Below are 13,446 nucleotides of genomic sequence, written 5' to 3'. Positions count from 1 at the left end.
TCATTCCAGTGTCAAGCACTGGAATGACATCAGAAATTGATTTACTCTATTGTCGTGCAGTTTAACTTCAAAAATAAACTATTTGCTGAGATGACAGAAAGTAATGCAAGAAATCTAATGAAGCTATTCGTTCAGTTGGTGTTATTTATTTCGTTATTTATTCCTTATACCACAAAAGCTGTTTTATATGTTGATATAAAAAAAAGCAATATTGGTAATATTGATCTTGTTGTATCTAAATGTGCATGCAAGACAGAAGTGGAAAACAAACTAAGTGAAAGCATCACAAAGGTAATTGAAACAAATCTATCTAATAGTGGCTTATTTAATGTAAAATGTGGCATAGAGACTTGGAAAAGCGATACCATAGTCACAGTAAGTTTAAGTGAAGTATCAAACAGAAATTTAGAGCTATCGTTTCGTTTATTTGACAGTTTTACAAAAAGAGAATTGCTTACTCAGTCGGTTGTTTTTCCAGCAAAAGACTGGAAGAAAATTAGTCATCTTGTTTCAAATGTGATACATGATAGATTAATTGGCGAGAAAGGTCACTTCAACACAAAAATCACGTATATTGCTGAAGAAAAAGATAGCAATTACAAATCTGTGCGTAAAGTTGCTGTGATGAATCAAGATGGAAGTAATATAAGATACTTAACAAATGGTGATAAATTTGTGTCAACACCGAGATTCTCACCAAATGGAAAGGGTATTGTTTATATTTCATACACAAATGGTAAAAGTTATATAATATTAAAAAATTTAAAAGATAACACTGAATCAATAATCAGCGCATTTGAAGGAGTTATTTCTGCACCAAGATTTTCTCCTGATGGTAAATCTCTTTTAATTTCCCACTCATTGGGTGGTGAAACGAATATATTATCTCTAGACTTAAGTAGTAAACGAACAAAAAAAATTACTAAAGGTTCAGCTATAAGCACTTCTCCCTCTTTTTCTCCAGATCAAAAGTATATGGCTTTTAGCTCTGATATAAGTGGGAGTCAGCAACTGTACGTTATCGATTTTACTAACAAAAGTAAAAAACCTAAAAGAATTAGTTTTGGAAGTGGAAGATATGCTACGCCTGTTTGGTCGCCAAAAGGAGATCTGATAGCTTTTACAAAGATTCAGTCAGGAAAATTTTACATAGGAGTTATGAAGCCAGATGGCAAAGAAGAACGTCTGCTTTCAGAGGGGCATAAAATTGAATCTCCGGCATGGCTACCAAATGGTAGAGAAATCATTTTTACAAGAACAGAATCACCAAGCAACTCTAAACTATATTTAGTAGACTTAGTAAAGAAAAATCAAAAAATGGTTTCCACTCCCACAAATGCTTCTTTACCGGATTGGTCTTATTTTTGAAAGTAGATCTATTATAGATTTGATATGAGCCTTATTTTACCTTAATCGTTTATAACCTTTGGCACTACGAAATACCCATGCTCAGGTTTTGTATTGGACAATATCTCTTCTTTAATGTTTTGAGAATTTATAACATCATCGCGTACATGAATGTCCTTGTCTATACTGCCATAACGCATAGGAGAAACACCTTCAGTATTAACTTTCAACAAAGTATCATGTATCCAATCCAGCATTGTCAGTTCTTTAGAGTAGTACTTAATCTCATCATCGGATAACTTAATCCTCACAAGCTGTGCAGTTTTAAGCATTTCTTCCCTAGTAATTGTTATTTTTCTCTTGTTTGCAAATTCTATTAGCGAAGTGATAACATCTTCTGTTGACCTAGCTGACACTTTTACCTCCTTGCATGAAGCAAATTAAAATATTTGCAATTGAAACAACTTTTATCTTATCAGTTTTTTCGAATTTGTGAAGTACAGTATCCGTAATTACTAATTTATCCAGAGAAGAGGAAGAGATTTTTTCAACTGCATTACCTGAAAGTATGCCGTGTGTAATGCACGAAACTACAGACTTTGCTCCTCGGTCTTTTAAAGCAAGGGCTGCATTACATAATGTTCCGCCAGAGTCAACTATATCATCAACAATGACGCAATTTTTATTTGCAACCTCTCCGATTACATTCATTACCTGAGATGTACCTGCTTTTTCTCTATATTTATCTACTACAATAATATTATTATCCAACTTGTATTTTTCCTCTAAAATCTTTGCAAAAGCACGAGCTCTGCCAATTGCTCCAACATCAGGCGCAACTATTGCCAAATTTTCCTTGTATATAGAGTTAACAAATACTTCAAAACAGATTAGATTAGTAACTGGTATATCAAAAAAACCTTCAATTTGACTTGAATGCAAATCAATAGCAGCAACACTATTTGCACCCGCAGTTTGAACAAGATTTGCAGTTAATTTAGCACTTAAAGCAGATTGCATATTATTGTTTTTAATAACCCTATCCTGCCTACTGTATCCGTAATAAGGAATAATAGCCGTTATTCTCTTAGCTCCAGATCTCTTTGCTGCATCAATTGTAAGCAGAAGCTCCATAAGGTTATCATTTACAGGGGAAGAAAGAGATTGTACTACGTATACTTCTTGATTACGTAGATCATTTGCTACTTCTACATTTACCTCGCCATCGGCAAATCTTGACACCTGAGTAGGGAATAGCTGAGCATGTAGACCACTTGCTATTGAATCTCCTAATCGTTTACTAGCGCTACCTATTATTACCTTCATATATACCAATTAAGTTTTGAAAATTATACAGAAACCATGGAATGATTAAAACTTTATTCTTGCCGCCAAGTGGATCATAGAAACGAAAAAGTTGCTACAAAACATTTCACCATTCCTTATCATGCAACTCATTCTCACAAAGATACGTACTGTTTTTCTGCTTAAAAATAAAGTAAATTTTTTGTGATGCTGAGCATTTTCTATAATTTCTCATTAAATTTATAAAAAATTTGATAATTGTTAAAATATAGACTAAAATGTTTATATATTTAATGAAGAAACAAAATGAATTTTAGTAAATTTGCTCAAGGCGACTCTCTTGAGTTGCTACTTGAAAAAATAGCCGTAAGTGAATTAGTAAGCTTTTTACAGAGCAGTCCTAATATTACAAAGCTTAGTTTAAAAATCTGTGATATTGGTGATGAAGAAATAAAAGCTTTAGCTAATGGTAATCTTATAAACATTACTTCACTTAATTTGCAATCGAATAAAATTGGTGATGAAGGAGCTAAAGCTTTAGCTAATGGTAATCTTATAAACCTTACTGAACTTGATTTGCTTGGTAACAAAATTGGTGATGAAGGAGCAAAAGCTTTAACTAATATTAAAAAACTTACTTTGTGTCGTTTAGATAATAACAATACTAGCATTAAAGGTAAAGGAGATTTTGATACAATGAGCTTGATAAATGAACAAGGTGGCTCTCCAATAGAAATCTTTGATCCAACTCAATCGGAAAGTAAAACAACACTTGATGAGATTATAATTCCAGAAAGCTTGAGAAAGGAGCTAAACAAGATCCTTGATTTTATTCCAGAAGAAAATAAAGCATTACTTCAAAAGACAGGTTACAAACCAGAAAAAGGCTATCTTTTTTATGGTCCACCTGGAAATGGTAAAACCAAAATTGCTCGTGCAATTGCATGTCAAGCTAACGCAAAGTTTATTAGTGTTTCTGCCCCTGAATTTCTGAAATCGTATATTGGTGCAGGTGAAGCGCACGTAAGAAAACTTTTTAAAGAGGCAAGAGCAAATGCTCCTTGCATAGTTTTTATAGATGAAATTGATTGTATTGCTACAGAACGTGGTAGCGGTGGTAGTTCTAGTCATGCTCAATTATGCGACAGCCTTGTGAATCAGTTTTTAATCGAGCTCGATGGTTTCAACCCACTAGAAGGTGTAACAGTAATTGCTGCAACTAATCGTAAAGATGTTTTAGACAAAGCGTTTATTAGGCCAGGCCGTCTCTCTAATCATATTGAAATTCCTTTGCCAGATAAGACCCAGCGTGAGAATATATTGAACTTGTATATAAGAAAATTCAAAGATAATGAAAAGTTGAAAGTTACAGTAGATACTAAAAAACTTGCAGATAAAACTGATGGTTTCTCGGGAGCTGAGTTAGAAAATTTAATAAATAGAACAGCATGGGATATTATATATCATTCTAACATTAAAGAAGGAAAAGTCACTATTAGTATGAGTAACTTCATTAAGGCAATTAATGATCTTAAGAGGAAGAAATCTCAAGAGCCTGAAGGTAAGCAAGTTAATGGTGATCTAGAATTACTTAATAGTCCTAAACTTGTCTTACCCAATTGTAGCAGTGATGTTCATATTGATAATGCAGATAATGTAGAAAGTCATAGCTCTGCAAATAGTAGTTCAGATGTTGTAGGTACTCTACAGCAATGGAGTAAAATAGCAGCTGCGAAATTTGGGGATATACAAACTCAAATTAACGTTCTAGAGGAAAAATACGATGAAAAATTTGAAGAACTTGACTCTAGGAATAGTGACTTAGAACAGGGCCTAGATTGTGTAAGAAAAGAATTAACTAAAATAACTCAATGTACTGAAGAACACACTCAATTACAGGATACACTAGAGAGTATGGTAACCGAACTCAAGAAACATGAAAGCACATTAGAGAATCGTGTTAAAGATCTACAAAAACAATTTGAAGGTAAAAATAAAGAGCTAAATAGTAAATATGAAAAATTCTTAGGAGCAAGCAACAATAGTAAAAGGCAAGGTAGTTACGCCTCTATTTCTTTTGTATTATCTGGAGCATCTGCTGTTGGTGCAAGTTTGACAATGTTTCATTTAGCAATGTGTCTTTCATTCGCTGTAGCTGCATTAATTTTTCTTGCAGCAGGATGTTACTGTTTGTATAAGGCAAATACAACACTTAGTAATGTTGAAATTGATCAAACTACTAATCTTGTAGTTGCTTAAATGGTTTTTAGGATTTTAAATTTTCACATGTTTGGCAAGTTAAAAAGTTCTTGCTGGTGCTGTAGCTTAAATTAGAGAAAATGGCAGAAGTGTAGAGTAAGGTAGCTTTTGATTAATAATTTAAGATATTTTTTAAAAAAAAATTACCTTTCTTGACGCGTGTGAACACTCCCAAATTTTTTATAGGTTTGACTTCACCTGATTTACAAATAGAAATTGTTATGTTGGATGTTTGCCATTTATTTTCATAAACAGCATTCTGCTTTTTTTAGTATGTAGTAATTCCCTAGTTCTTGAATTCTATGATATTATTTTTTGTAACATTGTTATACACATCATAATAACGGCACTGGCCGAGTTCATTAAGTAATTTTATGCGCAGTGGAATGATAAGCGTTTTTACAAACACATTTTACTACATGATCGGCGTTGATATTAAAGTGCTTGTAAAGTGTTTTATAAGGTGCTGATTCTCCGAAACTTTTCATACCAATAAATATACCGTTTGAACCTATATATTTATGCCAACCCATTTCACTTCCAGCTTCAATTGCAACTTTGATGCTGTCATTATTTAATACTACCCCTTTATATTCATCACTTTGCTCGTCAAAAAGCCTCCAACACGGCATAGAAATGACCCTTGTACCTACACCTTTTTCCTGTAATTTTTCTCTTGCCTCAACTGCAATTTCAACTTCAGATCCGGTAGCAAATATCGTCACTTCTAGCTTCCCTGAATATTCGCATAGTATATATGCACCAAATTTTGATAGGTTGGCCAATTGGTCAGTATAAGAGTGCATGTAATTAATATTTTGCCTTGAAAGCGCAAATAGTGCAGGTGACTCTTTTTTTTCAAGTGCAATGCTAATGCACTCTAAAGTTTCAATTGCATCAGCTGGCCTAAAAACATATAGATTTGGTATAACTCGCAAAGAGGCTAAATGCTCTATTGGCTGATGAGTTGGACCATCTTCTCCTACTCCAATTGAGTCATGAGTCATTACATATATAACCTGCTGTTTCATCAAGGCTGAAAGACGTATAGCAGGGCGGCAGTAGTCGGAAAATACTAAAAAAGTTCCACCATAAGGAATAATCCCACCATGAAGAGCCATACCATTCATACAAGCTGCCATAGCGTGCTCTCTCACTCCATAGTGTACATAAGAGCCACCATAATCATTACTATCTATTGCCTGCATGTGCTTATATTTAGTACAATTTGAACCGGTAAGATCAGCAGAGCCACCAATTAGTTCTGGCATAGACTTAGTCAATATTTCCATTACTTTGCCGAAAGAAGATCGAGTAGCTTCGTTTGGCATGAGCTCACATATTTGTTTCTTCAGGTTAGCCAAATCACTCTCGATGTTATTCGGCAAACGTTTCTCAAGTCTTCTTTGTAGTTCTTCATTGATCAAGGATGTATAGTTTTGTTTTGCCCTCTTAACTGTTTCCATCCAAGCGTTTTTCACATCTTCTGGTACATGAAATGGTTCATAGTTCCAATTTAATTTTTCTCTCATCTGTTTTACATCTTCCTCTGTAAAGGCACCACTATGAGCAGAAGATGTGCCAGCACGGCTCGAAAATTTTCCGATAATAGTTTTGCAACAGATTAGTGTAGGTTTATCAGACTTTTGCGCCTGCTCTATTGCAAGGGATATAGCATCAAAGTCATGCCCATCGATTTTGTCAACATTCCATCCATACGCTGAAAAACGCTTTTCTACATCATCAGAGCAAGAGAGGCTAGTAGAGCCGTCTATAGAGATGTCATTGTCGTCAAAAAGTGCTATCAGCTTATTTAATTTAAGATGCCCAGCAAGGGACGCTGCTTCATGGCTTATACCTTCCATAAGACAACCATCTCCTAGCATTACGTAAGTGTAGTGACTGATTTCAAACTGCTTTTCAAGAATCGATTCAGCAAGTGCCATGCCAATAGCAGTGGCAAACCCCTGACCAAGCGGGCCTGTTGTTGCTTCTATTCCGGAAGTTAAGCCAAATTCTGGGTGACCTGGAGTTTTGGATGTAAGTTGCCTAAAGTTTTTTAGCTCATCTATACTAATATAGCCTGTCATATATAATATAGAGTATTGCAACATTGAACCGTGACCATTTGATAGGACGAAGCGATCTCTACTAAACCATTTAGAATCATCAGGGTTATGATTTAGATACTTAGCAAATAAAACAGTTGCAACATCTGCCATGCCAAGTGGCATGCCTGGGTGTCCAGAATTTGCTTTTTGTACTGCATCAATTGATAAAAAGCGGACAGCATTTGCCATGGATTCTAGTGGTAAATGATTCATAGAAAAACTTAAAAGTGAAGTATACTATACCATAGTGGCAAAAACAAGTTGACACTTAATGCTAAAATCATTAATAATTTAGAGTTAAATTGTGAGAATTTTTGTATGACAACTACTATTGAGAGAAAGTCCAGAATTTGCCGCAGGTATGGTGTAAATTTATGGGGTAGAGCAAAAGATCCAGTAAATAAGAGAAAGTACCCTCCAGGTCAACATGGTATTCTTGGATACAAGAAATTATCTGACTTTGGTAAGCAATTTGCCGCACATAAAAAATTTAAATTCTACTATGCAATTTCAAGCAAGCAGCTTAGGCGTACGTTTTTAGATGCTTACAAGAGAAAGGGTTATACGGCTGATAATTTTATCGGTGCCCTAGAATCAAGGTTAAGTTCTGTTTTATATCACTCTGGTTTTGTGCCAACAATTTACTCAGCAAAACAGCTTATATCTCATAAACATGTCACAGTTAATGATAAGGTAGTTAACATATCAAGTTATCGAGTGAAGCCCGGTGATATAGTAAAAATAAGGGAAAGAGCAGCAAAAATTCCTATAGTAGTAGAGGCTGAACAAAAACCAGAGCACAAAGCTCCAGATTATTTAGAGGCAGATAGTAAAGCACTTTCAGTGAAATATTTGAGAGTGCCTCAATATTCTGAAGTTCCCTATTCAGCAGACATGGAAGTCAATTTAGTAGTAGAATTTTATTCTAGATAGATAAAAAAAGGCCCGTGTGGCGGAATCGGTAGACGCAGCGGACTTAAAATCCGTGGGTTTTGCGACCTTGGGAGTTCAAGTCTCCCCATGGGCACCAGTTTAATTGATTGAAAAAGTATGAAATGGCTTGATATAGAAGATATTGCAGAAGCTCTAGAAGAGAAATTTCCAAGCGAGGATATAATAAGTATCAGATTCACTGAGCTCAAAAGAAAGGTCTTGGATTTAGAGGAGTTTGATGATGATGAAAAGCATTGTAACGAAAAAATACTAGAGGCCATTCAAGCAGCTTGGATTACAGAAAGATCTTAGAAAAACATAGTTCAGACATAACTGCATGAACATTATGGTATACGGTAAAAAATAATCTTATTTCTATTAGAAATACTATACTATACAAAATTTCTGGCAAATGCTAAGTTGAAATATAAAAATACTGCTTTTTATGGCATAATGATTTTAGCATTAAGTGTCAACTTGTTTTTGCCACTATGGTATAGTATACTTCACTTTTAAGTTTTTCTATGAATCATTTACCACTAGAATCCATGGCAAAAGATGTTTAAATATAGCGGGCCAAAGAAATTAAAATCTATAATAGAAAACTATGCATTAAAATGCATGAAAAATAAGATTAGTAAAAATGAAATACGTCTTATTTTAAACTGGAAGAGTATAGTTGGAGAGGAAATAGCAGAATGTACAAAACCACAAAAGATCTCATACGCACAAAATGTAAATTCGGGTGTGCTGTATTTGGTAGTAACAAATGGCAGTAAAGCATTGGAAATGCAGCATATGGTTTCTCTTGTAATGGAAAAAATTACGGTGTTTTTTGGCTATAAAGCAGTATACGGCATAAAAATCAAGCAAGGGAGTTGACTATTTAACTATATAAGGTTAACCTAGTTACATAGGATAAATTGGTATATTGAAGTGAGTAGAATTTGTGAATTAACAAATAGAAAAAAGTCCTTTGGTAATAAGGTATCGCATTCAAATCGTAAAACAAAGCGTGCCTTTTTCTTAAATTTGCATCCAGTTACATTGATGAGTGATATATTAAACAAAAAGTTTAAATTTCGTATAGCAACAAGAACTTTAAGAACTATAGATTACAAAGGTGATCTTGATGCTTTCTTGCTCAATACAAAAACAATTAAACTAAGTAAAGAAGCGCAAAAGATAAAAAGAAGATTAAAGAAAGTTTTAGCAAAACAAGAGGTGGAGTTAGCTGTTTCAGATGCATAGTAAGCCTACATGGCTCAGAGCAAAAGCTCCAGCTGGTAAAGTATTCAATGAGACCTTAAACACTGTTAAGCTACATAACTTACATACGGTATGTGAAGAAGCTGCATGTCCAAATATTGGTGAATGTTGGAATAAACGTCATGCTACTGTGATGATCCTTGGTTCTGTTTGTACTCGTGCTTGTGCGTTTTGCAACGTTGCAACTGGCATTCCTGATAAGCTCGATCCTCATGAACCAGAAAATTTAGCAAAAGCAATAAAAAAGTTAAATTTAAAGCACGTTGTCATTACCTCTGTTGACCGCGATGATTTATCAGATGGCGGTGCAAATCAGTTTATAAGGTGTATAGAGGAAATTAGAAAAATAACTTCAGAAACAACAATAGAAATTTTAACTCCAGACTTTTTAAATAAGAAAGGAGCATTTGAAGCAATTGCTGTTGCATCACCTGATGTTTATAACCACAACATCGAAACAGTACCAAGGCTGTATGCAAAAATAAGACCAAGAGCTCGTTATTTTCATTCACTATATTTGCTAAAGATGGTGAAACAGATCAATTCTAAGCTTTTCACGAAGTCAGGGCTTATGGTTGGTCTTGGAGAAACAAAAGAAGAAATATTTCAGGTTATGGATGATTTACGCAGTGCCGAAGTTGACTTCATTACAATTGGTCAATATTTGCAACCAACTCCAAAGCATGCAAAGATTGATAGATATGTTACCCCAGAAGAGTTTGAGCATTATAAATATATTGCTTATTCCAAAGGCTTTTTGGTAGTTGCATCAAGCCCATTGACGCGGTCATCGTACCACGCTGAAGAAGATTTTAACAGGCTCAAGGCTCGTCATTAATACTGACTTTTATTAATTACTGTAATATAATTAAAATATAAGCATTTATATAGTGAGTAGTGTGGGTATAAAAGAATTACAAGAAGAATTAGTTGAAAAAATTTCTCTTATTACTATTGAAGATATTAGATCCAACTTGGAAAGAGCATTGGAGATTATTAATGAATTAGGAAGAGATTATATTAACAATATTATTACCACTAATTATAAGAGTCTTACAGCTTTAGATTATGTAATTATTGCTGACAGTCAGGGAGTAATACAAGATTAAGTGAAAGGTCAAGATTAAATAACGCAATGTTAAAAGAGTTAGAAACCGCTATTAGAGATATTGGAGGAAGAACATCAGAAGAAGAGACTAATACGTATAGAGAAGCACCCACTAGTGATAATGTAACAGAACAAACAGTTTTACACCTCGCTGTTAGGAATGGTAATATTGATGTAGTAAGATCTCTAATAGAGAGAGTAGCTGGTATTAATGTAGAGAACAATTATGGAGCAATACCTTTACATTTAATTGCTGAAAGAGGTAGGCGTGAGATTTTAAGCTTTCTAGTAGAGTATACTTTTACTAATTTAGAAGGTGTTACTGTGCAGTCCAGTATGGAAGGGAGAGGTAATTCGCTCTAAAATTGAGTGCAAAGAAAATTATCTTAAGCAGCAAATGTGAATATTTAAAGGTTAACATGGCCTTGAGTGTTCCTGAATTGCTAGATAAAGCTCTAAAGATAAGAGAAAAGAATCACATCAAAGTTATTACGCTGAAGAAGATCTTAACAGGCTTGCTGCTGTTAAAATTTCAACCTAATTCTAACTGAGCGCAAAGCACATTTACATCACTTAACACTTTCAGTGGTTCACCTAGAGTATGTTCTACTTTTGTCTCAAATTTAAATCCTAAATTCCCACAAAATTCTTGGAAATGCTCAATAGTAATGTCAAAAAAATTTCTACCACTTGCTTTATAATTTTTCAGCTCTTTCGGAATAGTAAGAGATACTTTACCATCTTCATATGTTACATTTCGACCTTTACATTTCAGTTTAAATTCTATTGAACTGTGAAAACCTGGTGTTTTGATATCATTAACAAGGTCACTGCTGCGTACCTTTATACATTCCATGCTAAAACTGAGTTTTAGACAATTGGAGTTATGACAATCCATACTATAAGTTATCATCACGTCAGAATCTAACATAAGCAAGCCAAGTGAAGAAAGAGCCTTTAATATATGAAGAAACAGAAAATGATTATACCCTTCTTGATGATAGCTAGTTATCAATTCTTCCATAATAGAGTCACTCGGAACTGTTGCACCAGCATGTATAAATATTTCCATAAAAACTAATTTAAGAAATAAACGATAATCCCTTTTTCTTTTTTCATTCCCTAAAATGAGATCTTTATGTTTTGAATACAGCTCCTCGATAAGCTCATTGGCTATTTTATATTTGTTAATAGTAAGGTTGTGCGATCTACCAAGGTCAATATATGTGTTGTAACCAGAGTTCCAACAATCTGATTTTATTGGCACAGATTTTAAATCAGCATACTTGAGCTTTTCTACTTCAGATTTTAATGCATTAACTATTTTTTTTGCCATATCACAATTTTATATTATATACATATTCTTAGTTCAATCATAAGTAAAGGTTATGCTTCAAAGGTTTGCAATTTGTTACTTATTTTTTGTTCAGTATTAGGCTTCAAAACCATATATGTAGCTCCACCAATTGCTAACGCAGATATTGTAATTGCAGCAACTGCTCCCACTATAGGCAGAAATCCAACTGTAAATACTGTTGCAAAGAGCGTTGCCGCTACAGTTGCACCAAGTGCTGCTGTTGATCCACCACTAACAATACCCCACTTGGTTGCATCATATTCTTGTTGTTTTATTTCTGCAACCCTAAAAATCTGTACCAAATTTTCGTCTGTAGCCAACTCTCTTGGAGTTTTACCATCAATATCCTTCGATAAAGGACTTTTCCCTTTTTTCAGTAAAGATTCTACTATTTCTGTACAGTCGTAAATAGCAGCTAGGTGTAAGGAAGTACTACCTTTTAGTAACTTGTGCGTCTTGCTTTCTACTACACATCTCACTAAATGCTCTACGACTTCTTTCATTCTTGGCTCTTCTTCCATTAGGCACTTAACTATTTTTGTGTGATTGTTATAGAAAGCAATATTTAAAGGAGTATCTCCGTTCTTATTTACTGCACTCAGATCTGATCCTTTTTCCACCAGAAGTTTTACTATGTCTGTATGACCATTGGAAGCAGCCAAATGTAGGAGAGTATCTCCGTTCTTATTTACCGCACTCAGATCTGATCCTTTTTCCATTAGAAGTTTTACTGTGTCTGTATGACCATTGGAAGCAGCTAGGTGCAGGGAAGTATTTCCTTCTTCATTCACTACACTCAGGTCTGGTTCTTTTTCCACTAGAAGTTTTACTGTGTCTGTATGACCATTGGAAGCAGCTAGGTGCAGGAGAGTATTTTTGTTTTGATCTCTTATATCAATACTTGCTCCTTCTTCTAACAGCAATTTTGTAATATTTGTATCTCCAAAACTCGCAGCAAAATGTAGTAATGTAAATTCTTTTGAACTATCTTTAAAAACATAATTTATATCGAACCCGCATTTTTTCCACTGATCATATTCATGCATCATGTGTTTTATACTATGACGTTCCTGCTCTAATTTTTTGAGCTCTTCCTCGTATTTCTTGAATTCTACATCAAATTTTACTTTACTATATTCCAGATCATTATTATGTTTTCTATATTCCCAGTCGTAATCAGGTGTGTCACACTTCAATTCATTATTAGGCCTATTATTGTTATATAATTCCTTTAATAATTCATCATCAGACTTATGTTTTAACAAATTTATCTTTCTATTATAATCATTACTTAATGACTGTATCTCTCTATTGTAGTCGTAATTCAGTAGCTGCATTTTATGTTGAATAGATTCACGGCATTCACTAATTTCATTTGACCTTCTTGAACTATATTCTTGTAATTCATCTGCTATTACTGTAGCTATATCGTTGCTGTATATATTTGAGTTACGCTCTAACTCCTGTAATATCACTTCAAATTCACTTTCTATCACACCATACCTCACAGTTAAAACTCATACTTAAATCCTACATATATTTAACGAAAATGCAATGATTTTAATATTGAACAATCAAGCTAGTGGGCTTCTATAAAAATTTTTAATTTACTTTCTTAAAGAATGAATGTGTATATGTTTTTAGTAAAGCTATAGAAGGGCAAATTTCAATATCTTATCTTGAATTGTTTATTTTAAACTTTAAGATCAAGACCTTCATTTTCGTGTTATCCAATCGTAAGTCACTGCTTTAATGCA

General features: G+C 34.0%; 15 protein-coding genes and 1 tRNA gene. 11 read left to right on the top strand and 5 right to left on the bottom strand.

Annotated elements, in window-relative coordinates; all coding sequences use genetic code 11:
* The first annotated feature begins 117 nt into the window (after window positions 1–117).
* Complete coding sequence (locus wVul_RS00250) at window positions 118–1,368, top strand: Tol-Pal system protein TolB (RefSeq protein ID WP_047759057.1); 1,251 nt, start codon at window positions 118–120, stop codon at window positions 1,366–1,368.
* Between the two features lie 41 nt (window positions 1,369–1,409).
* Here the strand turns inward: wVul_RS00250 and gatC are convergent, their stop codons facing one another.
* Together gatC and wVul_RS00240 are read right to left on the bottom strand one after the other, a co-directional pair.
* Entirely contained in the window at window positions 1,410–1,763 is a 354-nt protein-coding gene (gene gatC / locus wVul_RS00245; RefSeq protein ID WP_047758689.1) for an Asp-tRNA(Asn)/Glu-tRNA(Gln) amidotransferase subunit GatC, read from the bottom strand.
* Window positions 1,753–2,673: a ribose-phosphate diphosphokinase gene (locus wVul_RS00240; RefSeq protein ID WP_047758688.1), complete on the bottom strand. Its 921-nt coding sequence runs from the start codon at window positions 2,671–2,673 to the stop codon at window positions 1,753–1,755. The genes gatC and wVul_RS00240 overlap by 11 nt, the downstream gene beginning before the upstream one ends.
* A 285-nt stretch (window positions 2,674–2,958) precedes the next feature.
* Between wVul_RS00240 and wVul_RS00235 the strand changes: the two genes are divergently transcribed.
* Complete coding sequence (locus tag wVul_RS00235; RefSeq protein WP_047758687.1) at window positions 2,959–4,911, top strand: AAA family ATPase; 1,953 nt, start codon at window positions 2,959–2,961, stop codon at window positions 4,909–4,911.
* Between the two features lie 362 nt (window positions 4,912–5,273).
* Here wVul_RS00235 and tkt read toward each other — a convergent pair whose 3' ends face one another.
* A complete protein-coding gene (gene tkt / locus wVul_RS00230) occupies window positions 5,274–7,235 on the bottom strand; it encodes a transketolase (RefSeq protein WP_047758686.1) in 1,962 nt (653 codons plus the stop codon).
* A gap of 105 nt (window positions 7,236–7,340) precedes the next feature.
* On the opposite strand from tkt, the gene rpsD reads away from it, so the two are divergent.
* The 9 genes from rpsD (at window position 7,341) to wVul_RS00190 (ending at window position 10,883) form a co-directional block, all read left to right on the top strand.
* A complete protein-coding gene (gene rpsD, locus wVul_RS00225; protein WP_047759056.1) occupies window positions 7,341–7,955 on the top strand; it encodes a 30S ribosomal protein S4 in 615 nt (204 codons plus the stop codon).
* A 10-nt stretch (window positions 7,956–7,965) separates the two neighbouring features.
* A tRNA-Leu gene (locus tag wVul_RS00220) sits at window positions 7,966–8,052 on the top strand.
* Window positions 8,053–8,072: 20 nt separating this feature from the next.
* Window positions 8,073–8,267, top strand: coding sequence for a Fe-S cluster assembly protein IscX (iscX, locus tag wVul_RS00215; protein WP_047758685.1), 195 nt, complete (start codon window positions 8,073–8,075; stop codon window positions 8,265–8,267).
* Between the two features lie 246 nt (window positions 8,268–8,513).
* Complete coding sequence (locus wVul_RS00210; RefSeq protein ID WP_047758684.1) at window positions 8,514–8,837, top strand: DUF721 domain-containing protein; 324 nt, start codon at window positions 8,514–8,516, stop codon at window positions 8,835–8,837.
* Between the two features lie 54 nt (window positions 8,838–8,891).
* Window positions 8,892–9,206, top strand: a complete 315-nt coding sequence (gene rpmB, locus wVul_RS00205) for a 50S ribosomal protein L28 (protein WP_047758683.1) — start codon at window positions 8,892–8,894, stop codon at window positions 9,204–9,206.
* Window positions 9,199–10,062: a lipoyl synthase gene (lipA, locus tag wVul_RS00200; protein WP_047758682.1), complete on the top strand. Its 864-nt coding sequence runs from the start codon at window positions 9,199–9,201 to the stop codon at window positions 10,060–10,062. The genes rpmB and lipA overlap by 8 nt, the downstream gene beginning before the upstream one ends.
* A 52-nt stretch (window positions 10,063–10,114) precedes the next feature.
* The gene (locus wVul_RS00195; protein WP_153295356.1) at window positions 10,115–10,333 is read left to right on the top strand and encodes a hypothetical protein; all 219 of its coding nucleotides are present in this window, start codon (window positions 10,115–10,117) and stop codon (window positions 10,331–10,333) included.
* A gap of 26 nt (window positions 10,334–10,359) precedes the next feature.
* Window positions 10,360–10,695 carry an ankyrin repeat domain-containing protein gene (locus wVul_RS07975; protein ID WP_153295354.1) on the top strand — a complete coding sequence of 112 codons (336 nt, stop codon included), beginning with the start codon at window positions 10,360–10,362 and terminating at the stop codon, window positions 10,693–10,695.
* A 2-nt stretch (window positions 10,696–10,697) separates the two neighbouring features.
* Window positions 10,698–10,883, top strand: coding sequence for a hypothetical protein (locus tag wVul_RS00190; protein WP_047758681.1), 186 nt, complete (start codon window positions 10,698–10,700; stop codon window positions 10,881–10,883).
* On the opposite strand, the gene wVul_RS00185 is transcribed toward wVul_RS00190, so the two are convergent.
* The gene (locus wVul_RS00185; RefSeq protein ID WP_047758680.1) at window positions 10,865–11,668 is read right to left on the bottom strand and encodes a hypothetical protein; all 804 of its coding nucleotides are present in this window, start codon (window positions 11,666–11,668) and stop codon (window positions 10,865–10,867) included. The genes wVul_RS00190 and wVul_RS00185 overlap by 19 nt on opposite strands.
* Window positions 11,669–11,718: 50 nt before the next feature.
* On the bottom strand, window positions 11,719–13,185 hold the full coding sequence (locus wVul_RS07970; protein WP_153295351.1) for an ankyrin repeat domain-containing protein: 1,467 nt from the start codon (window positions 13,183–13,185) through the stop codon (window positions 11,719–11,721).
* Window positions 13,186–13,446 lie beyond the last annotated feature (261 nt).

The sequence above is a fragment of the Wolbachia endosymbiont of Armadillidium vulgare str. wVulC genome (assembly GCF_001027565.1).
Lineage (GTDB): Bacteria > Pseudomonadota > Alphaproteobacteria > Rickettsiales > Anaplasmataceae > Wolbachia.
The sequence above is the reverse complement of the archived record's forward strand: the minus strand, read 5'-3'. Positions and strand labels throughout refer to the sequence as shown.

Coding starts and splice junctions, on each gene's coding strand:
- wVul_RS00250 (WP_047759057.1), top strand. CDS start 118: ATGAAGCTATTCGTTCAGTTGGTGTTATTTATTTCGTTATTTATTCCT.
- rpsD (WP_047759056.1), top strand. CDS start 7,341: ATGACAACTACTATTGAGAGAAAGTCCAGAATTTGCCGCAGGTATGGT.
- wVul_RS00240 (WP_047758688.1), bottom strand. CDS start 2,673: ATGAAGGTAATAATAGGTAGCGCTAGTAAACGATTAGGAGATTCAATA.
- wVul_RS07975 (WP_153295354.1), top strand. CDS start 10,360: ATGTTAAAAGAGTTAGAAACCGCTATTAGAGATATTGGAGGAAGAACA.
- lipA (WP_047758682.1), top strand. CDS start 9,199: ATGCATAGTAAGCCTACATGGCTCAGAGCAAAAGCTCCAGCTGGTAAA.
- wVul_RS00185 (WP_047758680.1), bottom strand. CDS start 11,668: ATGGCAAAAAAAATAGTTAATGCATTAAAATCTGAAGTAGAAAAGCTC.
- tkt (WP_047758686.1), bottom strand. CDS start 7,235: ATGAATCATTTACCACTAGAATCCATGGCAAATGCTGTCCGCTTTTTA.
- wVul_RS00210 (WP_047758684.1), top strand. CDS start 8,514: ATGTTTAAATATAGCGGGCCAAAGAAATTAAAATCTATAATAGAAAAC.
- wVul_RS00235 (WP_047758687.1), top strand. CDS start 2,959: ATGAATTTTAGTAAATTTGCTCAAGGCGACTCTCTTGAGTTGCTACTT.
- iscX (WP_047758685.1), top strand. CDS start 8,073: ATGAAATGGCTTGATATAGAAGATATTGCAGAAGCTCTAGAAGAGAAA.